The 26,958-nt window shown below is 66.9% G+C and carries 26 protein-coding genes and 2 pseudogenes; 20 read left to right on the forward strand and 8 right to left on the reverse strand.

From position 1 onward, the window contains the following. Positions 1-4: 4 nt before the first annotated feature. On the reverse strand, positions 5-1,327 hold the full coding sequence (locus FBY36_RS18070; protein ID WP_142121644.1) for a BNR-4 repeat-containing protein: 1,323 nt from the start codon (positions 1,325-1,327) through the stop codon (positions 5-7). A 257-nt stretch (positions 1,328-1,584) separates the two neighbouring features. On the opposite strand from FBY36_RS18070, the gene FBY36_RS18075 reads away from it, so the two are divergent. Beyond that, positions 1,585-2,538, forward strand: coding sequence for a 5'-3' exonuclease (locus FBY36_RS18075; protein WP_142121645.1), 954 nt, complete (start codon positions 1,585-1,587; stop codon positions 2,536-2,538). A 188-nt stretch (positions 2,539-2,726) separates the two neighbouring features. Continuing rightward, the gene (locus FBY36_RS18080; RefSeq protein WP_142121646.1) at positions 2,727-3,242 is read left to right on the forward strand and encodes a flavin reductase family protein; all 516 of its coding nucleotides are present in this window, start codon (positions 2,727-2,729) and stop codon (positions 3,240-3,242) included. Positions 3,243-3,317: 75 nt separating this feature from the next. Here FBY36_RS18080 and FBY36_RS18085 read toward each other — a convergent pair whose 3' ends face one another. Further along, complete coding sequence (locus tag FBY36_RS18085) at positions 3,318-3,731, reverse strand: CBS domain-containing protein (RefSeq protein ID WP_142121647.1); 414 nt, start codon at positions 3,729-3,731, stop codon at positions 3,318-3,320. Positions 3,732-3,996: 265 nt separating this feature from the next. On the opposite strand from FBY36_RS18085, the gene FBY36_RS18090 reads away from it, so the two are divergent. From FBY36_RS18090 to FBY36_RS20740, 4 genes are all read left to right on the forward strand, one after another. Beyond that, positions 3,997-4,299 carry a hypothetical protein gene (locus tag FBY36_RS18090; RefSeq protein WP_142121648.1) on the forward strand — a complete coding sequence of 101 codons (303 nt, stop codon included), beginning with the start codon at positions 3,997-3,999 and terminating at the stop codon, positions 4,297-4,299. A gap of 4 nt (positions 4,300-4,303) precedes the next feature. Beyond that, positions 4,304-4,906, forward strand: coding sequence for a hypothetical protein (locus FBY36_RS18095; protein WP_200830527.1), 603 nt, complete (start codon positions 4,304-4,306; stop codon positions 4,904-4,906). Positions 4,907-4,948: 42 nt separating this feature from the next. Next, on the forward strand, positions 4,949-7,570 hold the full coding sequence (gene hrpB / locus FBY36_RS18100; RefSeq protein WP_142121649.1) for an ATP-dependent helicase HrpB: 2,622 nt from the start codon (positions 4,949-4,951) through the stop codon (positions 7,568-7,570). Between the two features lie 143 nt (positions 7,571-7,713). Next, positions 7,714-7,860, forward strand: a complete 147-nt coding sequence (locus FBY36_RS20740) for a hypothetical protein (protein WP_200830528.1) — start codon at positions 7,714-7,716, stop codon at positions 7,858-7,860. A gap of 11 nt (positions 7,861-7,871) precedes the next feature. On the opposite strand, the gene FBY36_RS18105 is transcribed toward FBY36_RS20740, so the two are convergent. Then, a complete protein-coding gene (locus FBY36_RS18105; protein ID WP_142121651.1) occupies positions 7,872-8,093 on the reverse strand; it encodes a hypothetical protein in 222 nt (73 codons plus the stop codon). 157 nt (positions 8,094-8,250) lie between these two features. Between FBY36_RS18105 and FBY36_RS21175 the strand changes: the two are divergent. The 3 genes and pseudogenes from FBY36_RS21175 to FBY36_RS21185 form a co-directional block, all read left to right on the forward strand. Continuing rightward, a pseudogene (locus FBY36_RS21175) lies at positions 8,251-8,712 on the forward strand (ATP-binding protein); the annotation flags it as partial. A gap of 237 nt (positions 8,713-8,949) precedes the next feature. Beyond that, positions 8,950-9,153: pseudogene (locus tag FBY36_RS21180) on the forward strand (hypothetical protein); the annotation flags it as partial. Between the two features lie 1,305 nt (positions 9,154-10,458). After that, positions 10,459-11,163: a helix-turn-helix transcriptional regulator gene (locus FBY36_RS21185; RefSeq protein ID WP_442858265.1), complete on the forward strand. Its 705-nt coding sequence runs from the start codon at positions 10,459-10,461 to the stop codon at positions 11,161-11,163. Here FBY36_RS21185 and FBY36_RS18115 read toward each other — a convergent pair. Continuing rightward, a complete protein-coding gene (locus tag FBY36_RS18115; protein WP_142121655.1) occupies positions 11,147-11,824 on the reverse strand; it encodes an alpha/beta hydrolase family protein in 678 nt (225 codons plus the stop codon). The genes FBY36_RS21185 and FBY36_RS18115 overlap by 17 nt on opposite strands. A gap of 88 nt (positions 11,825-11,912) precedes the next feature. On the opposite strand from FBY36_RS18115, the gene ligD reads away from it, so the two are divergent. Continuing rightward, a complete protein-coding gene (gene ligD / locus FBY36_RS18120; RefSeq protein WP_200830529.1) occupies positions 11,913-12,935 on the forward strand; it encodes a non-homologous end-joining DNA ligase in 1,023 nt (340 codons plus the stop codon). 157 nt (positions 12,936-13,092) lie between these two features. Here the strand turns inward: ligD and FBY36_RS18125 are convergent, their stop codons facing one another. Beyond that, positions 13,093-13,713, reverse strand: a complete 621-nt coding sequence (locus tag FBY36_RS18125) for an L-threonylcarbamoyladenylate synthase (protein ID WP_142121657.1) — start codon at positions 13,711-13,713, stop codon at positions 13,093-13,095. A gap of 178 nt (positions 13,714-13,891) precedes the next feature. Between FBY36_RS18125 and FBY36_RS18130 the strand changes: the two genes are divergently transcribed. The 6 genes from FBY36_RS18130 (at position 13,892) to FBY36_RS18155 (ending at position 17,906) form a co-directional block, all read left to right on the forward strand. After that, positions 13,892-14,323, forward strand: a complete 432-nt coding sequence (locus FBY36_RS18130) for a VOC family protein (RefSeq protein WP_142121659.1) — start codon at positions 13,892-13,894, stop codon at positions 14,321-14,323. Positions 14,324-14,423: 100 nt separating this feature from the next. Beyond that, on the forward strand, positions 14,424-15,110 hold the full coding sequence (locus tag FBY36_RS18135) for a hypothetical protein (protein ID WP_142121660.1): 687 nt from the start codon (positions 14,424-14,426) through the stop codon (positions 15,108-15,110). An 18-nt stretch (positions 15,111-15,128) separates the two neighbouring features. Then, positions 15,129-15,638, forward strand: a complete 510-nt coding sequence (locus FBY36_RS18140) for an HAD domain-containing protein (RefSeq protein WP_200830530.1) — start codon at positions 15,129-15,131, stop codon at positions 15,636-15,638. Positions 15,639-15,790: 152 nt separating this feature from the next. Further along, on the forward strand, positions 15,791-17,038 hold the full coding sequence (locus tag FBY36_RS18145) for an inorganic phosphate transporter (protein ID WP_142121662.1): 1,248 nt from the start codon (positions 15,791-15,793) through the stop codon (positions 17,036-17,038). After that, entirely contained in the window at positions 17,035-17,256 is a 222-nt protein-coding gene (locus FBY36_RS18150) for a hypothetical protein (protein ID WP_142121664.1), read from the forward strand. Before FBY36_RS18145 ends, FBY36_RS18150 begins: the two co-directional genes overlap by 4 nt. A gap of 89 nt (positions 17,257-17,345) precedes the next feature. Continuing rightward, the gene (locus FBY36_RS18155) at positions 17,346-17,906 is read left to right on the forward strand and encodes a dihydrofolate reductase family protein (RefSeq protein ID WP_142121666.1); all 561 of its coding nucleotides are present in this window, start codon (positions 17,346-17,348) and stop codon (positions 17,904-17,906) included. Positions 17,907-17,917: 11 nt separating this feature from the next. Here the strand turns inward: FBY36_RS18155 and FBY36_RS18160 are convergent, their stop codons facing one another. After that, positions 17,918-18,382 carry a hotdog fold thioesterase gene (locus tag FBY36_RS18160; protein WP_142031171.1) on the reverse strand — a complete coding sequence of 155 codons (465 nt, stop codon included), beginning with the start codon at positions 18,380-18,382 and terminating at the stop codon, positions 17,918-17,920. A 217-nt stretch (positions 18,383-18,599) separates the two neighbouring features. Between FBY36_RS18160 and polA the strand changes: the two genes are divergently transcribed. The 3 genes from polA to rpsA all read left to right on the forward strand — a co-directional run bounded on the left by polA (position 18,600) and on the right by rpsA (position 24,332). Then, positions 18,600-21,242 carry a DNA polymerase I gene (gene polA / locus FBY36_RS18165; protein WP_235008965.1) on the forward strand — a complete coding sequence of 881 codons (2,643 nt, stop codon included), beginning with the start codon at positions 18,600-18,602 and terminating at the stop codon, positions 21,240-21,242. A 76-nt stretch (positions 21,243-21,318) separates the two neighbouring features. Next, a complete protein-coding gene (locus tag FBY36_RS18170) occupies positions 21,319-22,617 on the forward strand; it encodes a GNAT family N-acetyltransferase (RefSeq protein WP_142121670.1) in 1,299 nt (432 codons plus the stop codon). 239 nt (positions 22,618-22,856) lie between these two features. Next, on the forward strand, positions 22,857-24,332 hold the full coding sequence (gene rpsA / locus FBY36_RS18175) for a 30S ribosomal protein S1 (RefSeq protein ID WP_142031173.1): 1,476 nt from the start codon (positions 22,857-22,859) through the stop codon (positions 24,330-24,332). A gap of 107 nt (positions 24,333-24,439) precedes the next feature. Here the strand turns inward: rpsA and FBY36_RS18180 are convergent, their stop codons facing one another. After that, positions 24,440-24,940 carry a GNAT family N-acetyltransferase gene (locus FBY36_RS18180; protein WP_142121672.1) on the reverse strand — a complete coding sequence of 167 codons (501 nt, stop codon included), beginning with the start codon at positions 24,938-24,940 and terminating at the stop codon, positions 24,440-24,442. Then, a complete protein-coding gene (locus tag FBY36_RS18185; protein ID WP_142121674.1) occupies positions 24,924-25,613 on the reverse strand; it encodes an IMPACT family protein in 690 nt (229 codons plus the stop codon). The genes FBY36_RS18180 and FBY36_RS18185 overlap by 17 nt, the downstream gene beginning before the upstream one ends. Positions 25,614-25,689: 76 nt before the next feature. Here FBY36_RS18185 and coaE point away from each other — a divergent pair, with 76 nt between their 5' ends. Next, positions 25,690-26,904 (forward strand): dephospho-CoA kinase, encoded by a 1,215-nt coding sequence (gene coaE / locus FBY36_RS18190; RefSeq protein WP_142121676.1) that lies wholly within the window; start codon positions 25,690-25,692, stop codon positions 26,902-26,904. The last annotated feature ends 54 nt before the right edge of the window (positions 26,905-26,958 follow it).

Raw genomic sequence — 26,958 nt, forward strand, 5'->3', positions numbered from 1 at the left:
CTGGTCAGCGCAGCACCACCACTTCCGTTTCATACGCCTGGGACGAACGCATGGTGCCCCGGAACCAGCAGACGGCGTGGACAGAAGGGTCCCCCGGCGGAACGAGGGGGCGGAGGTTGTCCACGTGGGAGTTCCCGGTTATGGCCTCCCACGCCCACGACTCGCCTTCGTCAACGGTCCGGCCGCAGTAGATTTCGTAGTGTGCCGTGGTGCTGCCGGTCCGGGGATCCACCGGCGTGGAAATGTACACCCGGTCCAGGTCGTAAGGGTCCACCGCCCCCAGTCCGGTGTAGTCCTGTTCGTGGGGGAGCAGTCCGGGGCCCGCGACGGCGAGATGGTTCAGCCGCCAGCGCGTTCCGTCGAAGCGCGCGTACAGCAGGCGGTGATCATCGACGTCGAGCATCTGCTCACGTTCAAGGGCTCCGTTGACGTCGTTGGCCCGGCAACTGATGATGGCGGCCAGGTGTCCGTCCCGGCCCCGCAGGTCAGCCGTCCAGCCGTGGGTGAGGACGTCCCCGTCCAGTTCGGTGCCGGCCTGGAAAACGGTGGTCAGGGAGGCCTGGTCGACGCCGGGTGAGCCGATCACCGGCTTTCCCACCACCCGCCCTTCGGCGTCGTGCAGCGCATCGTCCCGGATGTAGCCGTGATAGATGCTGTTGTTGAAGTCGCGGGGGTGGTGGTCCGTGGTGATGAGGTCAATGCGGTCAGCGCCGTTGCCGTAGTAGCGGGTGTAGCCGTTGACATAGCCCACCTTGGGCCGCGTGAAGAGCTTGCCGCCGAAAGTCCAGGTGCTGCCGTCGTCCCCGGACACCATCAGGGTGGGGTCGTCGTTGATGGCGCGCACAAAGTTGTACACCCGCGACTCCGCGTCCAGCCGGTGCAGGTTGGAGTAGGTGGCGCCCCGTCCTGCGGCCAGTTCCGTCCAGTCGAAGTGCTGCTCGGGACCCCATTCGGAGGCGTCGTGGGGACGGACGGAGATCCGCCAGCGGGAGTAGTTGTCGGTCTTGTGCCGGGCGTACATGGCAAGGTAGCGGCCGTCCGGCCTGACCAGCAGCGCCGGAGCGTCATGGTCGTCAGGCTCCAGCCTGTGGTGCAGGACGTGGACCGTGCTGCTCCCGGAGGCCAGATCCAGGACAGCAACCTCGATGTTGCCGCCCCGGCGCTCGCCGTCCGGGCCCTCCGGGGCGGCAACGGAACCCACCAGCAGGGTGTTGCTGACCGGGTCCACCAGGGCCCGCTCGTCCTGGAACCAGCACCACGCGCCGTTGTCGTTGATGGTTTCCGGCGCGCGGTGCCCGAATTCCCTGCCTTCGATGCTGGATGTCATCCCTTCATCGTTGTAGATGAAAATCGGAGGGTCAACGACAACACGGCCGTCGATCGTGGTCGGTCAGCAAACTCGATCAGATGAATGTGCCAGGGGCAGTCTGCATGACCTTGAAAGAGGCGGCCGTGGCCTGCTGGGCCTGGAAGTCACCATGCGGTCCTTCCAGCCGCCGCGGCATAGGGTCCGGCTGCTGGCACGTCGGGAATCACCATCCTCGCCGCCTGCCCCGCGGGCCATTTCCATGTCAGGATCAAGGTATGCCCCAGCGCCTCATGCTGCTCGACACTGCCTCCCTGTACTTCCGCGCCTTCTACGGCCTGCCGGACACCATCCGCCGGCCCGACGGGATCCCGGTCAACGCCGTCCGCGGGCTGCTCGAGATGATCGCCCGGCTCAGCACCGACTACCACGCCACCCACCTGGTGGCCTGCTGGGACGATGACTGGCGGCCGCAATGGCGGGTGGACCTGCTCCCCACCTACAAGGCCCACCGGGTGGCCGAAGCAGTTCCGGGCGGGGCCGACGTCGAAGTGGTGCCCGAGGGCCTCCAGGCCCAGCTGCCCATGATCCGCCGCGTACTGGAGTTGGCGGGCATCGCCATTGTGGGCGCGGCACACCACGAGGCCGACGACGTCGTGGGCACCTACGCCAGCCATGCCGGCTTCCCGGTTGACGTGGTCACGGGCGACCGCGACCTGTTCCAGGTATGCGACGACGAACGGGCAGTCAGGGTGATCTACACCGCCCGCGGCATGAAGAACCTCGAAGTCATGACGGAAGAAACCGTGGTGGCCAAATACAAGGTCCTGCCCCAGCAGTACGCGGACTATGCCACCCTTCGGGGGGACGCCTCTGACGGCTTGCCGGGCGTGGCCGGGATCGGCGAGAAGACGGCAGCGTCCCTGCTGCTCAAATACGGGACCCTCGAACGCCTGCTGGCGGCCGCGGAGGAGCCGGGCACCGGCGTATCCGCACCTGTCCGGGCCAAACTGTCTGCTGCCGCCGCGTACCTGGAAGCAGCCCCCGCCGTCGTCCGCCTGGTGCGCAACCTGGAGCTGCCCACCCTTGAGGAGGCGGGCGCCCGCCTGCAGCCCGTGACGGGTGACCGGCGCGCGGAACTGGAGCAGCTGGCCGCCGACTGGAACCTGGGCGGCTCGGTCCGCCGCCTGCTCGCCGCCCTGGACCTGCAGCAGCAGCCGGCACCGTCCTGATCGCCAGGCACCTCATTCTGTTGCGTCAAACAGCGACATCCCGGCGCCGGGAAGCGAGGCGCCGATGACGCCGAAAGTACGGGCATGACAATTCGTTGCGCCCCGGGTCGGCGCGTTTCAGGCGGCTTGTATGAGTTGAATCGCTGATGGTTTGGTGAGGTAACGATCCAGACGAGAGGCCACTTTCCATGTCAGTCACTTCAGATCTTGCTCCCCGCCGGCTTCGGGATATTTTGGGAACATTTGCCAGCGGCCTGACCGTCATCACCGGCTCCACCCCGGACGGTCCCGCCGGCTTTACCTGCCAGTCCTTCGCGTCCCTGTCACTGGAGCCGGCGCTGGTCACGTTCAGCCCTGCCCGGACGTCAACCACCTGGCCCGCGCTGCGAAGGGCAGGCTCCTTCACCGTGAACATCCTCCGGGCGGAACACCAGCACTTGGCGGGGCAGTTCGCCCGTTCAGGGACGGATAAGTTCGCCGGCGTCAGCCACGCGTCCTCGCCGCTGGGTAACCCCTTGCTGGACGACGCGCTCGCCTGGATCGACTGCGAGCTCCATGCAGAGTACGACGGCGGCGACCACACCATCGTGGTGGGGGCGGTACGGCACCTCGATGCCCGGAACGACGCCGAGCCGCTGGTGTTTTTCAAGGGCCGGTATGCCGGTCTCAGCCCGGCGGAACGCCTGCTCGAAGCGGCGGGCTGAAGCGGGAGAAGAGAAGCCGGTCATTTCCCGCGTAAGCGGGGATGACCGGCTTCAGCGTGTATCCAGGCGGAGGACTCAGTAGGAAATGAACGCCACGAGTTCGCCCACCCGGTCCTCGGGGTAGTTCCGGGCAATGTCGGCCTGGCTGATCACGCCAACCAGCTTGTGGCCGTCAATCACGGGAAGCCTGCGCACCTGGTGGTCCTGCATGGTGCGGATCGCTTCCTCAATCGAGTCGTCGGCTCCAATGGTGACCGGCTTGCCTTCGGCCAGGTCGCCCGCCTTGGCACTGCGCGGGTCGCCGCCTTCGGCCAGGCACTTCACCACGATGTCGCGGTCGGTCAGCATTCCCTTGAGGCGGTCGTCCTCGCCGCAAATGGGGAGGGAACCAACGTCAAGTTCCTTCATTTTGCGGGCGGCTGCTTCCAGGCTCTCCTTCTCACCCACGCACTCCACGCCGCCAGTCATGATTTCGCGCGCCTTTGCCATGTTCGTCTCCTTCATTCCTGCTGGTGTGCCGTATCTGCGGCCGGATCGGATGGCCCTTCGGGTGTCATTCCGGAGGCGGATGGCTCCGGAGAGCTGCCGATGAAAAAATGCTAAGCCTACTTATTATCAGTGTCCAGACTCCCAGACCGGCGTGCTGCGCTGTCTTTGCCGAATTCGCGGCACTCTTGCCTTGCGCCCATCAAGTAGTAAGCTTGCTGAGCATTACTAGTAAGCTTGCTGATTAAATGAGATTGGAGCAGGAGCTATGGGCGCAATTTTCGGGACGGCCCTGTCACTGATGCTGACCGTTGGGGGTGCGGCGGTGGCGGCCGACCGGGGCGCCGGAACCGCACAGCATTATCTTGCCGGCCACGTCCTCCTCGGCGTGGGTATCGGCCTGCTGATCGCCACCGTCCTGCGAACCGGCCTTCGGCTTCTCCTGGCGCGGCCCGCCTCGCCTGTGCGACCTGCTCCAGTGGCGCCCCCGGAAGCCGGGTACGCCCCTGTGACCGTCCTACCCGTCCGGACCGCTCCCGCTGCCCCGCTGCGGGGCCGGCATGCCGCTTAAGGTGATGCCAAGCAGCGAGCCAGTGGCGCTTGCGGTGCCCGGAGCGGTGAAGCCCGTACCGGAGGCCCGCCGCGGAGCCCGTGCGCTGATCGTCCTGTGCTGCGCCGTTGTTGCCGCCGCGCTGGTTGCCGGCGCGGCCGGGATTCGTTCCGGCGATGCCGACGAAAACGTCCTGCGGGGTTTCCAGATCCGGGTGTTAAGCATCAGCCAGGCCGCTGCCGAGAACAGGATGGACGGCGCGCTGGCCGCCCTGCAAGCCCTCGAGAAGGACCTGGGGGATGCGGCAGCGAATGGACGGCTCTCGGCTTCGCGCTATCGCAGCATCGAGAACGCACTGTCGGCCGTCCGGACTGATCTCGCCACACAGGTGGCGGCAGCCGCCCCGGCGGCACCCCCTGCCACGGCGCCGGACGCCGTCGCGCCCGCCCCTGCCCTCGCCGGCACCGGTCAGGAGCAGGCCGCTCCCGTGGAAGCGGCCGTCCCGGCCGTCGCGCCGGCGCCGGTCGGGCCCGCGCCCGAAGAGTCAGCGCCCGAAGCTCCGGGCCAGGAGCGGTCGGAGGCTGCGAAGGAAGCCAAGGGCAAGGGCAAAGGTCCGGGCAAGCCCTGACCTTTGCGACAGACGGCGTCCCGGTCAGGGCAGAATGGAGGGATGGTTTCTCCTGCCGTGCGGCCCGGTGACGGCGCCTTCGATCTTGGCGCCATTGGTGCCGGGCTTGCCTTCGAAGGATCCCTTTCCGTACTGCGGGACGCGCTGGATAGCGCTGGTTCACCCGGCGCCGCCGTGGTGCAGGCCCCGCCGGGGACGGGTAAAACCACGCTCGTGCCGCCGCTGCTGGCAAACCTTTACGGCAGGCGGGGCCGGGTGGTGGTCACCCAGCCGCGGCGGGTCGCCGCCCGCGCCGCCGCGCGCCGCCTCTCGGCACTCGACGGCAGCCGGCCGGCCGGGCGCGTGGGCTACACGGTTCGCGGCGAACGCCAGGCCGGCCCGGACACCCTGATCGAATTTGTCACCCCGGGTATCCTGCTGCGCCGCCTGCTGGCCGACCCGGCGCTGGATGGCACTTCCGCCGTCGTCCTGGACGAGGTGCACGAGCGCGGCCTGGAAACGGACCTCCTGCTCGGCATGCTCGCAGAGGTCCGTGCACTGCGCGGCGACCTCGCCGTCGTCGCCATGTCCGCAACCCTGGACGCACCCCGGTTCGCCGCCCTGCTGGGGGACGCCGACGGCGGCGCGGCAGCACCCGTCGTCGACTGCCCCTCCGTGAACCATCCACTGGTTGTGCAATGGCTCCCGGCACCCGCCCCGCGGCTGGACGCGAGGGGAGTGGCGCGCACCTTCCTGGACCACCTCGCCGCGGCAGCCGCGGACGCCCATGTCCATGCTGTTGCCGCCGACAGATTCGTGGACGCGCTCGTATTCCTTCCGGGTGCCAGGGAGGTTTCCCAGGTTGCAGCGGCACTGCGCAGCCGGCTGGGCAGCCAGGTGGACGTGCTGGAGCTTCACGGCCAGGTGGGCCCGGCGGAGCAGGACAGGGCAGTGTCGGGGCGAGGTCCCGGGGATCTTCCGCGGATCATCGTCTCCACGGATCTTGCCGAATCCTCCCTCACGGTGCCCGGCGTCCGGCTGGTCATCGATTCCGGCCTGGCCCGGGAACCGCGCCGGGACGCCGGCCGGGGCATGAGCGGACTGGTTACCGTCTCCTGTTCACGGGCATCCGCCGACCAGCGGGCAGGGCGTGCCGCCCGGCAGGGTCCGGGAACCGTGGTGCGCTGCTACTCCCAGCAGGCCTATGGAGCGGCTCCCGCCCACGTGACGCCGGAAATCAGCGTGGCAGACCTGACCGGCGCCGCCCTGGTCCTTGCCTGCTGGGGCACGCCCGGCGGAAACGGGATCGCCTTGCCGGACCCGCCGCCGCGCCAGGCCATGGACGACGCCGTGGAGGTGCTCCGGGAGCTGGGCGCCGTCTCCGATGAAGGCATGGTGACGGCTGCGGGCCGGGCCCTTGCCCGCATCCCCGCCGATCCACGGCTTGCCCGGGCCTTGCTCGACGGCGGCACCTCCATCGGCCCCCAATTTGCTGCCGGCGTGGTGGCCGCACTCTCCGGGGACCACCGCGCGCCCGGAGCGGACCTGCCCCGCCTGCTGGCCCAACTCCGTGCCGACACAGGCCCGGCGGGAAGGCGATGGGCGGAGGAATCCAGGCGGCTGGCCGCAGTGGCACGGCGGCAGCAGGACGGCACGGCAGTGGTTCCCGCCATTCCCGCCGCTGGAAGCGAAGCTGTTGGGGCCGTCGTCGCGCTCGCCTTTCCTGACCGCGTGGCCCGCCGGGTGCCCGGCAGCGACGGCGCTGGCCAATACCTGCTGACCTCCGGCACCAGGGCAGGCCTGCCGGCCGGCAGCACCCTGTCAGGCCACGAGTGGATCGCCGTTGCCGACGTGACCCGCGCCGAAGGCAGGGACGCGGCCGGTACTGGCGCAGTCATCCGCGCCGCCGCCCCCATTTCCCTTGGCATTGCTGAAACGGCGGCATCGCATCTGCTGGCCGACACCGTGGACGCGGAATTTACCGGAGGCAGGCTCAGCGCGCGCAGGACCAGGCGGCTGGGATCGATCGTGCTTTCCACAACACCGGTGCGGCCCACCGCGGAACAGGGCAGGAGGGCGGTGGCGGCCGCGCTGCAGTCCGGCGGGCTTGCAGCCCTGTCATGGTCGACGGCGGCGGCATCCTTCCGGCGCCGCCTCGCCTTCCTGCACCGGGAGTTGGGAGCGCCTTGGCCTGATGTGTCGGACGGGGCGCTGCTGGACCGGATCGAAGAGTGGCTGGGACCCGAACTGGGGGACCTTGCCGCCGGGAAACCGGTCACCTCGGTTGACCTGTCGGACCCTTTGCACCGGCTGCTGCCCTGGCCCGAGGCTGCGCGGCTGGACGAGCTTGCGCCGGAGAACCTTGAGGTCCCCAGCGGTTCCCGGGCCAGGATCGACTATCCGGAACCAGGAGACGACGCCGCAGCGCCCGTGGTGGCGGTGAAACTGCAGGAGTGCTTCGGGCTGGCTGAGTCCCCAAGACTGGTGGGCGGCCGTGTTCCGGTCCTGTTCCACCTGCTGTCCCCGGCGCGCCGACCCCTCGCCGTGACGGATGACCTGACCTCGTTCTGGTCCGGCCCGTACCTGCAGGTGCGCGCGGAGATGCGGGGCCGCTATCCCAAGCATCCGTGGCCGGAGGACCCGTGGTCGGCCCCCGCCACGGCACGCACCAAGCAGCGCAGGTAGGCGTACTTCCCGCGCCTGGACCCGGGCGTGAAAAGTCCGATACACAGCCGAAACCTCCTGTCGACGTGCTGAAACATCGCTGACCTAGGCTCAGTCCAAGGCGGACGACGCAGTCCGCAGCCACCTATGGAAGGACGCACGCCATGTTTCTCTTGAACAGCCTCAACCTCCTGCTGGACGGCCGCCGCAGCGACGCCGGTGCTTTCCGCAACAGCGACACGGGCTCATTTCCCGAAGGCAAGCTCACCTCGGCCGCCTGGGAAGGCTGGTGGCACGAGGACGCCGCTTAGCCCCGCAGCCGCTACTGCTGTTCGGGAATCCAGAACGGCGCTTCCACACCGGCGCCGGTCAGGTTGTCGCAACGGACCAGTTGGGTACCGATCCGCTCCAGCGGGCACGACAAAAAGCTCGGCCCGGGGGCCTCGTTCAGCGATCCCGCCGGACCCGGGGTGCCGAGTGCCACCAGGAAAAGCAGTGCAGCAACGCCGTCAAAGCGTCGGAGTGAATGAAGTGTGGCAGCCATGGTCCTGCCCCTCTGTTCGTTGATTGACTGACACTAAGACTCTCCACCGTCCTCCGGCCGCCCACATCCGGAACGGACCCTCAGAAAGGCGCCCTCGATTCCTCATTTTGTGACCGACCGCCCCTGTACCGTTGGCCTGCTGTGGTGGGAAGCTGTGATGGTGGCCAGTGACCAACACACTGGTGGGCCCGCCCTGGTGGGGCGCGATCAGGAACTTGCGGCGCTCACGGACATGGTGGACGCCGTTCGGACTGGTGCCGCCCGGACCACCATCATTTCCGGCGATGCGGGCGTCGGCAAGACCGCCCTGGTACAAGCTGCGTGCGCTGCCGCTCAGCCTGACGTCGTGATCCTCAGAGGCGCTGCCTTGCCCCTGGGTGCTTTGACGGTCCCCTACCTTGGCCTGCGCTCCGCACTGCGCTCCGCCCCCTCCTATGCGACCAGTCTCCCGCTGTCCCGCGCGATGGATGGGGGCAGGGCAGGGAACGTACCCTTGCTAGTTGACGATTGGCTGACCTCGGTCAGCGCCGCCGCGCCGGTCGTCCTGGTAATTGATGACCTGCATTGGGTGGACCAGGACACGCTGAACGTCCTGATGTACTTGGCCGCCGGACCGCCCGGCCGGCGCCTGGGAGTCATCTGCACGCTGCGCGCGGGTGAACTCGGGGAAAGCAACCCCCTGCAGACGTGGTTGGCCGATGTCCGGCGGCTGCCACAGGTCCGGACACTGACTCTGGGCCCATTGGACAGGCCCGCGACAGAGTCCCAGCTGGCAGGCATCGTGGGGGCACCGCCGCCACAGTCGCTCGTGACAGATGTGTATGCCCGGACCGCGGGGAATCCCTACTTCACTGCACTGCTGGTGGACGGGCTCCGAGCCGGTTCGACTGGTCTTCCCCCAGGCTTGCCGGGCGACCTCAAACAGGCAGTCCTTAGGTCCTGGCGCGGCCTGCCGCCTGATGTACGTGACTTGACCCGCCTTCTGGCTGTGGCCGGCCGGGCAGTGACAGAACACGAACTGGCCGCCGTGGCAACCACTGAACTGTTGCCGGACAGCAAGACGGTCGCGCTGCTACTGAAGGCCGCCTCCGACGCGGGCATCCTCGACCTTCTCCCGAACGGCAGCTATTGGTTCCACCACCCCTTGATTGCCGAGGTGCTGGAGCAAGACTTGTCCGCGGATGAACGGCAAACCCGGCACGCGTCCTTCGCTGCAATGTACGAACTGCAGGCCAGCGGGCACCCGGACCCCCAATTACCCGCCGTCATCGCGGATCATTACCATTTGGCAGCCAACAGCAGCGCCGCCTACCGCTGGGCTTTGGCAGCCGCAGACCCACTGACCGGTTCCGGCTCTGCCGCAGAGAGGCTCCGCATGCTGCAACGGGCGGCGACGCTTCGCCCGCGGATGCCCGGTGAGCACAGGCCCCAGCGGGAGCTTTGGGAGCGGATCCGGGCGGTCGCCTTCGCCTCAGGTGCTTTCGCGCCCGAACTTGAGGCGGTGGATGCGCTGCTGGCTGGAATGGACAGGTCGGCTGAACCACTGGCCGCTGCAGAGCTCTTGGTCCGTCGCGCTCACCTGCGCTACTCCACCGGGCAGGAGTTCTACGCCATGGGCGGCATTACCGAAGCGGTCAGGCTGTCGGGGGCCGCGCCGGAGAGCTGGCAGCATTCCTTCGCGTTGGCTGAGTTCTCTTATGCATGCCAGTGGAACAGCCTTCCTGGAGGACCGGCCGCAGCGGCCGGTGCGCTGGAGGCTGCACGCCGGAACGGACACCCCCGGGCCCTGTCCTACGCGCTGACCGCTTCCGCCATGGTGGCTGTCCGCACCGACCGGCCAGGCCGGGCGAAACACCTTGCCCGCCAAGCCGCCGCGGAAGCGCTTAAGGCACGCGATTTCTGGGGTTATGCGCATGCTGCCATCTGGCTGGCGAACGCCCAGGAGGCCTGGACAAGTACCCTCTACGGGGACCTCCTGCACGCAGGCAGGCTGGAGCTGGCTGCGCACGGCGGCCCACACACTTACGTTGCCAAGCTGGCGGCGGACGAAGCCGCCAGCTACCTGGCGGCAGGCAACTGGCGGAGTAGCCAAATGGCGTTGAGGGCCGCGATGAGCCTTGATCCCGGACCCATGGGGGACGTCAGCGGACGGCTTACCGCAGCACGGCTTGCCCTATTGCAGGGCCGCCCCGCTGAAGCAGCAGCCCACCTGGCGCGGGCGGAAGAAGTCAACACGGACAGCAGCGCATTCGTGAACCTCAACTTCGCCGCCGTCCGTGCGGAGGTGGAGTCCGCCGTCGGCCATTACAGGAAGTCCTACGAGTCGGCGCTTGCAGGTGCCACCCGTCCCGGCCCCGCCCCGACCATGTGTGAATGGCTGCTCCCGCTGGCCGCCCGGGCCCTGGCTGACCAAGCCCAGCAGGCCAGAGATGCCAGCCTGCCACCAGACGAATTCGTTGCTGAGGCCGTACAGCTCGAGGAGCGCTTTCCGGCCGGGCTCTTCGAGCCCGGCTCGCGCACCGAGCTGTACCAGCGCCAGACTGTGGCCTTCTCGCTGCTGTATGCCGCCGAACTGGGCAGGGTCCGGCAGGTATCGGACAACGGACTAACCTGGGTCCAGGCGGCCGATGCCTTCAACGCCGGAAACCTGCCCTGGGAGGAAGCCTACTGCTGCCGACGGGCTGTCGAATCGGTGCTGTTCCGCGGGCAGTCCGGGCGGCACCGGGCCGCAGCACTTTTGCGGCGCGGACTCCTGCTGGCGCGTGAACTTGAGGCCCGCCCCGAGCAGGAGGCGTTGGAGCACTTGGCGGTGCACGCACACATCGCCACTGACCCTGAACCTCCGGGTGGCAACAGCCAAGCACACTTGCCCGGGCTTACAGCGCGCGAACAGGTCATCCTTGAATGCGTTGTTGCGGGCAAGACCTACAGCGAAATCGCTGCGGCCCTGGTCATCAGCGAAAAGACCGTTAGCTCGCACATTTCCAACATGCTGAGGAAGACGGGTGCCGGCAACCGTGTGGACCTGGCCCGGTTGGCAAGGGTGAACGCGATCAACACCGGAAAGTGATGAACGCGGCAACCGGGGGCGCCAGGGACGCACCCACCTCATCGGCGGCCCGCTTCTTCCCCGCCACTGCAAACGAGTGGTCACCGCCTTCCACCCACTGCAGCACGGCATTGGACCCGATCCGGGCCACGACGTCCGCCAGGATGCCGGGCGTGGCAAAGGTGTCGCGGGTTCCCTGCAGGAACAACATCGGCGTGGTGATCCCGTACAGGTGCTCATCACGCAGTTTCTCCGGCTTTCCGGGGGCATGCAGGGGGTAGCCCAGATACACCAGGCCGGAGGCCTCCATCCCCTCGGCGACAGCCATGGAGGCCATCCTGCCGCCGAACGACTTGCCCGCCGCCCAGACCGGGCCGCTGTCACCGTTGGCGTCCGCCCGGGCGCGGGCAGTATCCATGGCGGCCCGCCAGGCGCCGATGGCGGCAGGCGGGCGGTCAGGGAACTTCCGCCCTGCCTCACGGTACGGGAAGTTGAAGCGGAGGGTGGCCAGGCCCAGGCCGTTCAGGGCGTCGGTGAATCCACGGAGAAACGGGTGGTCCATCCCTGCACCCGCACCGTGTGCCACCACCACAGTGGCGGTGGGATCTGCGGGGCGGGCATAGGCTGCAGAAAACGTGGTGTCACCAACGGTGATGGTGAGCTGTTGATCGGCTGCGGGCATGGATCCATCATGCCGGAGTGCTGCCCGATCCGCCGGAGCCATGCATGATGTTCCGGTTCCTGCCCGTGGCGGGGTGTACGTTGTCCCCATGGCGAGCGAACAGACCACCATCACGGTTCAAGGTCCCAACGGGCCCCGCGAGATGCGCATTTCCAGTCCCAGCCGGGTTCTCTGGCCGGAACTGGGCCTTACCAAGCTGGACCTGGTCAACTACATCTGCGACGTGGGGGAGGCGTTCATCGCCGCCAACGGGGACCGGCCCCTGGCGCTGCAGCGGTTCTCCGGCACCATCGACGGCGAGCAATTCTTCTCCAAGAACCCGCCCAAGGGCACGCCGGATTTCATCCGCTCCGTCAAAGTGGTGTACCCCAGCGCACGGTCACACCCGCAACTTGTCTTCGACGAGCCGGCGGCAGCCGTTTGGGCCGCGCAGATGAACACGGTGGTGTTCCACCCCTGGCCGTCCCGGGCGGAAAACACTGACAACCCGGACCAGTTGCGCATCGACCTTGACCCGCAGCCGGGAACCGACTTCGATGACGCCGTCCCCGCCGCGCTGGTGCTCAAGGACGTCCTGGCCGAGGCAGGCCTGACCTGCTTCATCAAGACCTCCGGAAACCGCGGACTCCATGTCTACGCACCCATCGAAGCAACCCGCGAGTTCCTCGACGTACGGCATGCCGTCATCGCCGCTGCAAGGGAAGTGGAGCGTCGCACCCCGGACAAGGTGACCACAGCCTGGTGGAAGGAAGAACGCGGCCGGCGGGTGTTCCTGGACTTCAACCAGGCCAACCGGGACCGCACCATCGCCGGCGCCTACAGCCCCCGCGCCCTGCCACACGCTCCCGTCTCCTGCCCCATCACCTGGGAGGAGCTGGAGAACGCTGATCCGAAGAACTTCACCATCCTTACGGTGCCCGAACGCTTGAAGACGGTGGGGGATCCCTGGGCGGATTTCAGTGCCCGCCCGGGCACCATCGACACCCTGCTGGAGTGGTGGGACCGCGACTGCAAAGCCGGCCTGGGGGAAATGCCCTTCCCGCCGGACTACCCCAAGATGCCAGGCGAGCCGCCCCGGGTCCAGCCCAGCCGCGCCCGCAAGCAGGACTGACCCCAACAGGACTGAGCCAAGCAGGACTCACCAAGGCGCTCCCAAAACGGGGCACTTTGGCGCGGACACGCCGGTCGCCGTCGTGATTCCCGACGGCGCCCGGACGCAAAGTGCCCCTTGACGGCCACCCGCGGCCTGGAAGCGGCGGGGCCCGGAGCTACTCGAAGCGGGACGGATCGCCCATGCCACGCCTGACAACCTCGGCCACCCCGCTGGAGAAATCGACCACGGTGGTGGGCTCGGCGCCGCAGTCCCCGGCGTCGATCACGGCGTCCACCTGGTGGTCCAGCCGCTCCTTGATCTCCCAGCCAACGGTCAGCGGCTCTTCCTCATCCGGCAGCAGCAGCGTGCTCGACAGCAGCGGCTCGCCCAGTTCGGCCAGCAGCGCCTGGACAACGCGATTGTCAGGAATCCGCACCCCGACAGTCTTCTTCTTTGGGTGGAGCAGGCGTTTGGGAACCTCCCTGGTGGCAGGCAGGATGAAGGTGTAGCTGCCTGGAGTCACGGACTTGATGCTGCGGAAGACATCATTGCCGATGCTCACGAACTGCCCCAGCTGCGCGAAATCCCGGCAGACAAGGGTGAAGTGGTGCTTGTCGTCCAGGTGCCGGATGCTCCTGATCCTGTCCAGGGCGTCCCGGTTGCCCATCTGCGCCCCCAGCGCATAGCAGGAATCCGTGGGGTAGGCGATCAGCCCACCATCCCGGATGATGTTCACCGCCTGCGAGATGGCACGCGGCTGGGGGTCCTGGGGATGAACGTCAAAGAATCTGGCCATGCCCCCGAGCCTACGTTCCCGCGCGCCCCGCCGCACCATATACCCCCCCGTCAGGCATCCTGGAATACGGGGTGAACAGGGGAGACTTCCCCTACCGGGTTGCCGCAGGATGGGGCAGGATGTTGTCTGCCCACGTTCCGGCCGGCGCAGTTCCGGCCCCTGTGAAGGAGAGCTCCCCATGCCAACAATCCTCAACCCCTACATCAGTTTCAGGGACAATGCCCGTGAGGCGATGAACTTCTACCAGTCAGTGTTCGGCGGCGAGCTGACACTCAGCACGTTTGGCGACTTCCAGGCCAGCGAGGATCCGGCGGAGGCGGAAAAGATCATGCACGGCATGCTGACCACCACCCAGGGCCTGGTGATCATGGGCGCTGACACCCCCAACAGCATGGAGTACCACCCGGGTTCCGCGATTTCCATCTCCGTCAGCGGCGACGACGAGGTGGAACTGCGCGGCTACTACCAGAAGCTCAGCGGTGACGGGGGAGCGGTGACTGTTCCCATGGAACAGTCACCGTGGGGTGACGTCTTTGGCATGTGCACGGACCGGTACGGAATCGCATGGCTGGTCAACGTCAACGCAGCCCAGCCCGCGCCGGCACCGTAAGCGGGGAGGGGCCTGAGGGCGGCCGGGAGGGCCTCCCGGCCGCACGACCGGATCTGCGCTTTGCCTTGAGGCCGGGCCCCAGGGCTGGGAGGATTAATGCGTGAGGCCCCTCATGGAGTTCCTGTCCGACAAATGGTGGATGGTGTTTCCACTGATGGCGCTGGCCGGCCGCTGGGCGGGCGGCTGGCGGCGCGGCGCCGGGCGCCGGTACCGGCGCAGGGCCGAACTGTACAACCTCCGGAACCAGGCACGTGAAGCCGAAAGGGCGTCCGTGGCCGAGGTGCAGTCGCTGATGGACACCCACGACGACACCAACCGGCGATGGCTTGAATATGAGCTCGACGTGGGCAAGCTCATCGATTTTCCAATGATGACGGACGTTCGGGAACCGCTCACGGTGGCCTTCCTGCGCGCCAAGCGGGAAGCCGACGGCCAGCGGCCCCCATCCGCCGAACACCTGACATCACTGTCCGGCCTTGACGCCTACCGGCAGGCAGTGAACAACTTCGCGGTGGCCCTGGACGTGGCCGAACGTGAAGCCAAGCGGGTCAGGGACAGCAAGTTCAGCGGACCCGAACGCGAACGGCTGGCCACAGCACGGAAACTGCTGATGATCGCGGAGAACCGTGCCGCAACCCCGGCCGAACGGCAGGCAGCCTACAAGCGGGCACGCCGCGAACTGGACGGGCTCATCGTCCTGCCGGACGTCACCGTGGCGGCCCTTGAGGAAAAGATCGCCCCGCAACTGCATGCCGGCTCCAGGCCGCCGCAGTTCCACCAGGGCTGAAGTTCTTTTAGGTGCAGCGTGGGGCGAACACTTTACCTGGATGTCGACGGCGTGGTCTGTCCATTCGGCCCGGACGGAACCACCGGCTGGGGGTCAACCTGGCAACACGCCGACGCTGGACTGCTGCCCGTAACGTTCGCCGCCGAACTCGTGGCCGGGCTCAACTCCCTTGCCCTGAGGCCCGGGCTGCGTTGTGTCTGGCTTACCAGCTGGGAGGAGCTGGCGCCCCAATACCTTTGCGCCGCCGTCGGACTTAACGGCAGCGGCTGGCCTTATCTTGCCGCGGACGGGGCAGCGGGCGGGACCGGCCGCTGGTGGAAGCTCCGGGCCATCCAGGAGGACGTCGAGGAAACCGGGCCCGACGCCGTCGCATGGGTGGACGACCAGCTGGGCTTCGAGGCTGAGGCGCAGTCATGGGCACGCTTCCTGGGCAGGCGCATCCTTACGGTGTCACCGCATCCCCGGCAGGGAATCGCGCCCGCGGAACTGGACCTGCTCCGCTCTTTCCTGTCCCGGTCCGTGTTTTGACCTCATGCCCGGGACGCGTACGATCGATAAGGTTTCCCGCCGGTTGTGCCACCGCCGCAAGTCATTCCACGCAAACAGCTGGTGAACTATGCTGTGCAAGGCAGCCTGGTAAGAGAAACTGCTGAACGTCGACTCTGCAGATTGGGCAACAGGTGGATATCACCTTCATGGTGGCGCTGGTCATCGCACTGGCACTATTTTTCGACTTCACGAACGGCTTCCACGACACCGCGAACGCCATGGCAACGCCCATCGCGACGGGTGCCATCAAACCGAAAACCGCGGTGGCCCTGGCAGCCGTCCTGAACCTGGTGGGTGCCTTCCTTTCCACGGAGGTGGCCAAGACGGTATCCGGCGGCATCATCCGTGAAGGGTCCGGCGGCGTCCAAATCACCCCGGACATCATCTTCGCCGGGCTGATGGGAGCCGTCCTGTGGAACATGGTCACGTGGCTGAAGGGGTTGCCATCCAGCTCGTCCCACGCGCTGTTCGGCGGATTGATCGGCGCCGCAATCGTCGGTGCGGGATTCAGCTCCGTTAATCTTGAGACGCTGCTGCAGAAGGTCATTCTGCCGGCCATCTTCGCGCCGGTGATTGCAGGCCTTGCCGCATACGTGTGCACACGCCTTGCCTACGCCCTCACCTCACGCCACGACCCGGAGACTGGCAGCAAGCTCACCCAGAAGCGCGGCGGTTTCCGCACCGGGCAGATCTTCACGTCCAGTCTGGTGGCACTGGCGCATGGAACCAATGACGCCCAGAAGACCATGGGCATCATCACGCTGGTCCTGATAGCCGCCGGAACCCAGACGCCCGGATCCGGTCCGCAGCTCTGGGTCATCACCGCCTGCGCCCTGGCCATCGCCATCGGTACCTACGCCGGCGGCTGGCGGATCATCCGCACCATGGGTTCCGGCCTGACCGAAGTCAAGCCGGCCCAGGGTTTCGCGGCCGAGTCCAGCACAGCCTCAGCCATCCTCGCCTCGTCCCACCTGGGCTTCGCCCTGTCCACCACGCAGGTGGCGTCGGGTTCCGTCATCGGTTCCGGGATGGGACGCCGCGGAACCACCGTCCGCTGGAACATGGTGGGCAAGATCGCCCTGGGCTGGCTCTTTACCCTTCCTGCCGCCGGGATCGTCGGTGCCCTGACCGCCCTGCTGGTCAAGACCGGCGTCGTGGGCGTCCTCATTGCCGCCATCGCCGGCACCGGCGCAGTGCTCTTCATGTTCTTCTACTCACGCAAGTCCTCCGTGAGCCACCAGAATGCCGTCGAGGTAGAGGAAGCCGGCCAGGCCGTCCGGTTCGCCAAGAAGAAGGCCATGGCCCGCGCCCGGGCCGAAGCCAAGGCAAAAGCCAAGGCCGACGCCAAAGCCAACAACCCCAAGGAGAATCGGCGATGAAGTGGTTGGAACTCCTGGCCGTTGCCGGCGCCACCCTGGTAGCTTCCGCAACAGTGGTAACCCTCTACTCGCTCGGCGTCCGGCTGACGGCCATCGCTGCTGACGCGGAACAGACCTCTCCCGGCCTGAAGCGCTCCTTCGCCTACGTCTGCTTCGGCTTGTGCGGCCTGGCTGTCATGGTGGGCCTGTACCTGATCATTCCGTACTTCTCCAAGTAGCGCTCCGGGCTGCCTGGCCGGGCAGGTGCGGGGCTGTTGGCTGGGATACACCCCTTGGCTGGGCCGGGGTGCTTGTCTAGGCTGGGGCCATGCCGCGCATCCAATACTTTGTGGCCGCGTCCCTGGACGGCTTCATCGCCACCTCCACCGACGACCTCGGCTGGCTCCTGCAGTTCGACGGATTCGAGGGCGGTGCCGAGAGTTACAACGGGTTCATGGCCGGTGTGGGCTGCATCGTCATGGGCGGGGAAACCTACGCCTGGCTCATGGAACATGAGCCCGGCAAGTGGCCCTACACCGGGACTCCCAGCTACGTCTTCACCCACCACGAATACCGCGCCCCGGACGGGGCGGACATCACGTTCGTCCGCGGCGACATCCAGGAATTCGTCACGGACTTCCGCCGGTCTGCCCGGGACCGGAACATCTGGGTGGTGGGCGGCGGCAACCTTGCGGCACAATTCGCGGACGCCGGGCTGCTGGACGACATCATCCTCTCCGTCATCCCGGTAGTGCTGGGCAGCGGGAAGCGGCTGCTTCCGATGAAAGGCCCGACGCCGCCGCTTGAGCTGGCGGCCTCCAGCACCCTGGGCATGGGGATCGTCGAGCTGCGCTACGTGATGCCCGGAAGGACAAGCCCGCAGCCCTGACGCCCGCTGCCTCAGCCGGCGTTGTCCCTGAGCATGTTGGTGATCCGTGCCGTTGACAGGCGCCGTCCCTGGCCGTCGGTCATGACAATCTCATGGGTGGCCAGCGTGCGCCCCAGATGGATCGCCGTGCAGGTGCCCGTGACCAGGCCCTTTGCGATGGACCGGTGATGGGTCGCGTTGACCTCAATGCCTACGGCGTGCCGGCCCGGGCCCGCATGCATTCCCGCAGCGAACGAGCCCAACGTCTCCGCCAGCACCACATGCGCCCCGCCATGCAGGATTCCTGCCACCTGCGTGTTCCCCTCCACGGGCATGGTGGCAACGGTGCGTTCCGGGCTCATCTCCAGGAAATGGATGCCCATCTTGACCACCAGGGCGCCGACGCCAAACCTTCCCAGCCAGCCGTGCATGTGGTCGGGAATTCCGGCGGCTGCGAGCTCTTCAGCGAAAGCACCCGGCGTGAAATTGTCTGTCATGGCAACTAGGCTGGCACCTGTGAGTGAAACAACCAAACCGGCCCCTTTCCCGACTTCGGCCATCGAAGAGGAGGCTGCCGCGCAGCTTTCGTCCTCCACGCCCCGGCCTGCCGCAAAGGCTGCCGCCCCCGCTGCCGGCGGGTCTGTTTCAGCCACGGAAGCACCCGTCATTCCCATCACCGGCCAGCCGCGGCTGCTGGTCCTCGACGGCCACTCCATGGCGTTCCGCGCCTTCTTCGCCCTGCCGGCGGACAAGTTCTCCACCTCCAACGGCCAGCACACCAACGCCATCCATGGCTTCACCTCCATGCTGATCAACCTCATCAAGGAGCAGCAGCCCACCCACGTCGCTGTTGCGTTCGATGTCTCGGACGAATCCACCCACCGGAAGACCGAGTACAGCGAGTACAAGGGCGGCCGGAACGAAACGCCCCGCGAGATGAGCGGCCAGATCGACCTCATTGCCCAGGTCATGGAGGCCTGGGGCATCAAGACCATCAAGATGCCCGGCTACGAGGCCGATGACATCCTGGCCACCCTTGCCGCCATGGGTGAGAAGGCCGGATTCGAGGTCCTGCTGGTCTCCGGCGACCGGGACGCCTTCCAGCTGATCACCGACAACGTCTTCGTGCTCTACCCCCGGAAGGGCGTCAGCGACATCCCCCGGATGGATGCTGCCGCCATTGAAGCGAAGTACTTCGTCAGCCCGTCCCGCTACTCCGACCTTGCCGCCCTGGTGGGGGAGACCGCGGACAACCTTCCGGGCGTGCCGGGCGTCGGGCCCAAGACCGCGGCCAAATGGATCAACCAGTACGGGGGGCTGGAAGGCGTCCTGGAACACCTTGACTCCATCGGCGGCAAGGTGGGCGACGCCCTGCGGGAGAATGTCGACGCCGTGAAGCGCAACCGCCGCCTGAACCAGCTCCACACGGACCTGGACCTGCCCGTCACGCTGGAGGACCTCTACCAGCCGCGCCCCGACCAGGCCGCGATCGAAGATCTCTTCGACCAGCTGGAATTCAAGGCCATCCGCGGCCGGTTGTTTGCCCTCTACGGCGACACTGACGCTCCCGCCGCCGAACGCGAAAGCATCGAAACCCCGGACTACACTACTCCGGCCACTGCCGCAGAACTTGCCGCTTTCCTGGCCGCCGGTGCGGGCCAACGGACCGCCCTCGCCGTGGACCTCGTGCCCGGCCGCATCGGTGAAGACGCGGCCGCGCTGGCCATCGTGCGGGGCGACGCCGCAGTCTACGTCGACCTCGCCGGCCAGGACGCGGAGACCGAGAATGTGCTGGCCGCCTGGCTGCGCGATCCCGAAGCGCCCAAGGCGATGCACGGCTTCAAAGCTGCACTCAAGTCACTCACGGCCCGTGGCCTGGAGCTGGAGGGCGTGGTGGATGACACCTCCATCTCCGGCTACCTCATCCAGCCGGACCGCCGCACCTACGAACTCGCAGAACTCGCCCAGCATCATCTCAATGTGGGAATCCCTGCCGCCACTGCCAAAGCCGGGCAGCTGGAACTGTCCTTCTACGGCGATGACACCGCTGCCGCCGACGCCCTGGTCCAGGCCGCCGCGGTGGTGCTGGCACTGAGCCGCTACTTCGAGGACGAGCTCAAGGAACGCCGGGCGGAGGAGCTGCTGTCCACCCTCGAACTGCCGGTCAGCCGCGTCCTTTCGGACATGGAGCTCGCCGGCATCGCCATCGACATGGACAAAATGGACGAACAACTTGCCGACCTTGCGCGGGTCATTGACCAGGCGCAGGAACAGGCGTTCGCGGCCATCGGCCACGAAGTCAACCTGGGCTCGCCCAAGCAGCTCCAGACCGTCCTGTTCGATGAACTGCAGCTTCCCAAGACCAAGAAGATCAAGTCCGGCTACACCACGGATGCCGCTTCGCTGAAGAATCTTTTGGAAAAGACCGGGCACGAGTTCCTGGTCCAGCTCATGGCGCACCGGGAGGCCGCCAAGCTGCGGCAGATGCTCGAATCCCTGAAGAAGTCCGTGGCGGAAGACGGCCGGATCCACACCACCTATGCACAGAACGTGGCGGCCACGGGCCGGATTTCGTCCAACAACCCCAACCTGCAGAACATCCCCATCCGCAGCGAGGAGGGCCGCCGGGTCCGCGGTATCTTCGTGGTCAGCGATGGCTACGAATGCCTGTTGTCCGCCGACTACTCCCAGATCGAGATGCGCATCATGGCGCACCTCTCCGGGGACGCCGGCCTGATCCAGGCGTACAAGGACGGCGAGGACCTGCACCGCTTCGTCGGCTCCAACATCTTCCACGTCCCCACGGACCAGGTCACCAGCGCCATGCGCTCAAAGGTGAAGGCCATGTCCTACGGCCTTGCCTACGGATTGACCTCCTTCGGCCTTTCCAAGCAGCTGGAAATCTCCGTTGACGAGGCCCGCACCCTCATGAAGGACTACTTCGACCGATTCGGCGCCGTCCGTGACTACCTGCGGGGCGTGGTGGACCAGGCCCGGGTGGACGGCTATACGGCCACCATCGAGGGACGCCGCCGTTACCTTCCGGACCTCACCAGCACCGACCGCCAGCTGCGCGAGAACGCAGAGCGCATCGCCCTCAACAGCCCCATCCAGGGCTCCGCAGCGGACATCATCAAGCGCGCCATGCTGGGTGTCCACGCCGAACTGCGGGCCCGGGGCCTGAAATCCCGGATGCTGCTCCAGGTCCACGACGAACTGGTCCTGGAAGTTGCCGCCGGGGAGCGGGCCGCCGTGGAGAAGCTCGTCACCGAACAGATGGCCGCAGCTGCCGACCTGAGGGTGCCCCTGGAAGTCCAGATCGGTGTCGGGCCCAGCTGGTACGACGCCGGGCACTAGGCTCGGCGGCGCCCTCTTTCGAAGAGAGGATGTTTATGCTGGTCAGCGGCCGGATTCATTGACTAGGCTCGGGTAAATGGGTGATCTGGGCGGAAACTATGAAATCCGGCGCTTTCCCGCTGTGTCCCAAGGCAGGGACGGCTATGCAGAAGCGGAGGCCTGGGCGCGTGCAGTTGCGTTCGGCTTCCATGATTCGACCCGCACTCCCGAGCATGTGGCGCATTCAATGGCCACCTATGAGGCAGATGGCAGGATCTTCACCGGCGCCTACCAGACGGGAACGCCGGCGCAGCACTCGCTCCCGGCCCAGGTTCCAGTGGCCACCTTCGGAACGTTCCGAAAGACCCTTAACATCGGTTTTGGCCGCATGCTTGAAGCCCAAATGGTAACCGCCGTTACTGTCAGGACCTCTCACCGCCGGCGAGGCCTGCTGCGCCGAATGATGACCGGGGACCTGCACGCAGCCAAGGATGACGGCATTGCGGTAGCCGCGCTCACCGCATCCGAGGGAAGCATCTACGGACGGTTCGGCTATGGCGTAGCCAGCCTGGAACGCACCGTCAAGGTGGACACGACGGCCCGGTTCAACCTGCGCCACCAGGCAACGGGGACCGTGGAGGTGGCGGATCCCAAAGTCCTGCTCGACGTTGCCCCCACAGTCTTCGCCCGGGTGCACCGCCACACCCCCGGATCCCTCGGCCGCCAGGAATGGTACCGGCAGCTGGCGTCGGGGTCGCTGGGCCGTGACGGTAAGGAAGACCCTGCCATCAAGGCAGCGCTCCACTACGGGCCGGACGGCAGGGTGGACGGGTATGTCTCCTACAAGTTCGCCGGCTGGGACGCCACGCCCGCCACCGTGGAGGTGGTGGACCTTCTGGCTGCCACGGATCACGCCTACCTTGAGCTCTGGCAGTATTTGGCTGCCATCGACCTTGTGGAACGCATTTCGTGGAATGAAGCGCCGGTGGATGATCCCTTGGCCTGGGCGCTGGTGGACCCACGCTGCATCGACGCCTCCGACAGCCGCGACATGCTGTGGCTCCGGATCCTCGACGTCCCGCAGGCCCTGTCGGCGCGGCACTACCCGGCCGACGGCCGGCTGGTCCTCGACGTGGAGGACCCGCTGGGCCTCACGGCAGGAACTTTCGCGTTGGAGGTCAAAGGCGGCCAGGCCGCCGTCGAACCTGTGGCCTCGAGGGAGAAGGCTGACCTGGTTCTGGACGTCTCGGCGCTGTCTTCGATCTACCTCGGCGGAATCAGCCCCGTAACGCTCAAGGCGGCAGGCAAGGTCTGCGAGGCAACTCCCGGCGCAGCGTTCAAGGCGCAGCAGATGTTCGCGGTGGAACGGGCAACACACTGCCTGACCCACTTCTGATGTCCCCACGCGTCCTGCACGCGCCGCTTTGACCCGAATTGCAGGCACCGACTAGAATAAACGGGCGTGTACCACGTGCACGCCCTTGCGGTCCCTTGAGGGCTGCATTGAAAGCAATCCACAAAATCAGGATGACCCGGAGGATCCGTCGGATTCACCGCGAATCGCGCCTGCGTTCCATAACGCGGGCGCGCCGGTTTGCCTGACCGACTAACTATCCACAACGGAGCCCCTACTACATGACCATCACCTCCACCGAGAAGCCCGGTACCCCCGTAGTCGCGATTAACGACATCGGTACCGCTGAGGACTTCCTCGCAGCTGTCGACGCCACCATCAAGTACTTCAACGACGGAGATCTCGTCGAAGGTACCGTCGTCAAGGTCGACCGCGACGAAGTCCTGCTCGACATCGGTTACAAGACCGAAGGTGTCATCCCCTCCCGCGAGCTTTCCATCAAGCACGACGTTGACCCCGGGGACGTTGTCTCCGTTGGCGATCAGGTCGAAGCCCTGGTGCTCACCAAGGAAGACAAAGAAGGCCGTCTGATCCTCTCCAAGAAGCGCGCGCAGTACGAGCGTGCCTGGGGCGACATCGAGAAGGTCAAGGAAGAAGACGGTGTCGTCACCGGTACCGTCATCGAGGTTGTCAAGGGTGGTCTTATCCTCGACATCGGCCTGCGCGGCTTCCTGCCCGCATCCCTCGTCGAGATGCGCCGTGTGCGCGACCTGGCTCCGTACATCGGCCAGCAGATCGAAGCCAAGATCATCGAGCTGGACAAGAACCGCAACAACGTGGTCCTGTCCCGCCGTGCATGGCTCGAGCAGACCCAGTCCGAGGTCCGCTCCACCTTCCTCAACAAGCTGGAAAAGGGCCAGGTCCGTCCCGGCGTTGTTTCCTCTATCGTCAACTTCGGTGCATTCGTGGACCTGGGCGGCGTAGACGGCCTGGTTCACGTTTCCGAGCTGTCCTGGAAGCACATCGACCACCCGTCCGAGGTTGTCGAAGTTGGCCAGGAAGTCACCGTCGAGGTCCTCGAGGTCGACCTGGACCGCGAGCGCGTCTCCCTGTCGCTCAAGGCTACGCAGGAAGATCCGTGGCAGACCTTCGCCCGCACCCACGCCCTGGGCCAGGTTGTTCCGGGTAAGGTCACCAAGCTGGTTCCGTTCGGTGCGTTCGTCCGCGTCGAAGACGGCATCGAAGGCCTGGTCCACATCTCCGAACTGGCTGTCCGCCACGTGGAGCTGGCCGAGCAGGTTGTCTCCGTTGGCGACGAACTGTTCGTCAAGGTCATCGACATCGACCTGGAACGCCGCCGCATCTCGCTGTCCCTCAAGCAGGCCAACGAGGGCGTCGACGCCGACAGCACCGAATTCGACCCGGCTCTGTACGGCATGGCCGCAGAGTACGACGAAGAGGGCAACTACAAGTACCCCGAGGGCTTCGACCCCGAGTCGAACGAATGGCTCGAGGGCTACGAGAACCAGCGCGCCGCTTGGGAGCAGCAGTACGCTGACGCCCAGACCCGTTGGGAAGCCCACAAGAAGCAGGTTGCCCAGCACGCTGCCGACGACGCTGCAGCTGCAACGTCCGGCGACAGCGACTCCGGCACCACCAGCTACTCCTCCGAGCCTGCTGCCACCGACACCGGTGCCGGCACCCTGGCTTCGGACGAGGCACTTGCTGCCCTGCGCGAGAAGCTGACCGGCAACTAATTGCCGCCGGTCCGGATTCCGGGCCAACCAACAGACCCCCTGCCAGCGGCAGGGGGTCTGTTGCGTTTAATGCGGTGCTCCGGATTTGTGTTGCAGCCGGCCTGTCCTCAAAGTTCGACGACGGCGTGGACGGTCCCGTCGTCGTCGAGCATGAGCTGGGCGCCGGCTGAGGCGAGAAGGCGCCGGGCGCCGGCATTGCCGGCCAAAGTGCGGGCGGTCACCCGGGATATGCCGGCCCTGCGGGCCTCTTCCAGCACCAGATGCAGGGCGGCACCTCCGATGCCGCGTGAACGGAAGCTCCGGCCGAGCCAAATACCCGTTTCGGCTGAGGGGATGCCCGCACTGGTGTCGCGCTTGAGGCGCACCGAGCCGGCAATCCAGCCGCCGCTGAAGACGGCCCAGGATTTTTCCGCGGCGGGTCCATCCAGCCCGCCGGCGGCAGCATGATGGTAGCTGTAGAACCAGGCGGTGCGCTCCAGGTTCCAGCCGGGGCCGCCCAGCGGGGGCGCCACCTCATCCGGGGAGGCGTCGCGTTTGGCCAGCTGGAGCAGCTGGTCCGCCACGCCTTCATCCACGTCCACCAGGGTCACGTCAGGTGCGGGGTTCATCCACCCATTCCGTTCCATCGGCAGTGAGCCTAGCGGAGCCCGCCGTCAGCTGCAGGATGCGGTCGCTTGCGGCGGCAATCGCGTCGGCATGGTCCGGCACGGCAATGCGCAGCACGGTGTACCGGTCGTGGTAACTGGTTTCCGCCATGACAGTGCCGGCGGCCCGCAGATCGTTCTCCAGCCGGCCCGCGGCCGCGTGCGGTACGGCGGCGGAACAGATCCGGAGCCTGCTGCGGCGCACCAGGGGTGCCAGCTCCAGTGCTGCGGAGACCGACTCGGAATAGGCCCGGACCAGGCCTCCGGCGCCGAGCAGGACGCCGCCGAAATAACGCACGACGACGGCACTGATGTCACTGAGGTCGCTCACCCCGGGCGCCGTTTCCCGCTTCAGCAGGGCTTCGAGCATGGGGATGCCGGCGGTCCCGCCGGGTTCACCGTCATCGCTGGAACGCTGGATGCTGCGGTCCGGCCCGATGACGAACGCCGAGCAGTGATGGCGGGCATCGTGGAACTCGCGGCGGAGGCCGGCCACCAGGTCCCGGGCCGCGTCCTCGGTGCCGGTCCTGCGCAGGACGGTGATGAACCGGGAGCGCTTGATGTCGAGTTCGTGCCGGAAGTCCCCGCCGGCCGCCAGTGTGGTGAACGAGGTTGCCCGGCTGTCTTGCTCTTGCATCCGCCCCAGTCTAGGCCCACCCCGATCCTGTCCCACCTTCACTGAACACGGCTGCCCGGGCTAGTAGGCTGGCGGCGTGCTGAAAATTGGACTGACGGGCGGGATCGCATCAGGGAAATCGGTGGTGGCAGCGCGGCTGCGGGAACGCGGTGCCGTGCTGGTGGACGCGGATGCCCTGGCACGGGAAGTGGTTGAGCCGGGAACCGAAGGGCTGCACCGGATTGTGGAGGAGTTTGGCGCGGACATGCTCGACGGCGGCGGGCGGCTTGACCGGGCACGGCTCGGCGCGGCGGTGTTCGGCAACCAGGAGCGGCTGGCTGCGCTGAACGCCATCGTCCACCCCCTGGTCCGTGCCCGCGCCGCAGCCATCACGGCAGCGGCGCCGGAGGACGGGATCGTGGTCCAGGACATCCCCCTGCTGGTGGAGACGGGGCAGGGGAGTGCCTTCCACCTGGTGCTGGTGGTGGACGCCCCGGAGGACGTGCGGCTGCAGCGCATGCAGGAGTTGCGCGGCATGACAGCGGAAGCGGCACGTTCACGGATGGCCGCGCAGGCCACGCGCGAGGCGCGGCTGGCCGCTGCCGACGTCGTCCTGGACAACTCAGGGACGGTGCAGCAGCTGCTTGACCAGGTGGACAGGCTTTGGGGCGGGCGGCTGGTGCCTTTTGCCCGCAACCTCGCGGCGGGGACCCGCGCCCCGCGGAAAGGGGGACCGGTGCTGGAGCCGTACCGGCCGGTATGGGCGCAGCAGGCCACGAGGATTGCGGCCCGGCTGGCGGCGTCCGCACCCGGACTCATCCTGGCCGTGGACCACATCGGCTCCACCTCCGTTCCCGGCCTGGCCGCCAAGGATGTGATCGACCTGCAGGTTGCGGTGCCGGACCTGGAGGCAGCGGCCAGGATCGCTCCGCTCCTGGCTGCTGCCGGTTTCCCGGCGGTGCGGGGGATCGAATCCGACACCCCGAAGCCCAGCGCTGCCGATCAGTCCGAATGGCTGAAGCGGTTCCACGCCAACGCCGACCCCTGCCGTCCCGTGAACGTGCATGTCCGGGCGGCCGGCTCGGCCGGATGGCGTTATGCCCTGATGTTCCGGGACTGGCTGCGGAACGATCCCTCCGCGCTCAGGCTTTACGCGGCACACAAGGCCGGGCTGGCAGCGCGCTTTGCCGGCGCGGACACCACCAGCGGATACGCAGAAGCCAAGGAACCCTGGTTCACGGGCGTGGCATGGCCGCGGATGTCCGCCTGGGCGGAGGCAACCGGGTGGGTGCCGCCGTCGTACGCCTCCTGAGGCAGGAACCCGGACGGGCGGCTGTTCGCCTGTAACGGACGGGCCCGCCCACTG

Origin of the sequence: Arthrobacter sp. SLBN-122 (genome assembly GCF_006715165.1) — a bacterium.
Taxonomy (GTDB): domain Bacteria; phylum Actinomycetota; class Actinomycetes; order Actinomycetales; family Micrococcaceae; genus Arthrobacter.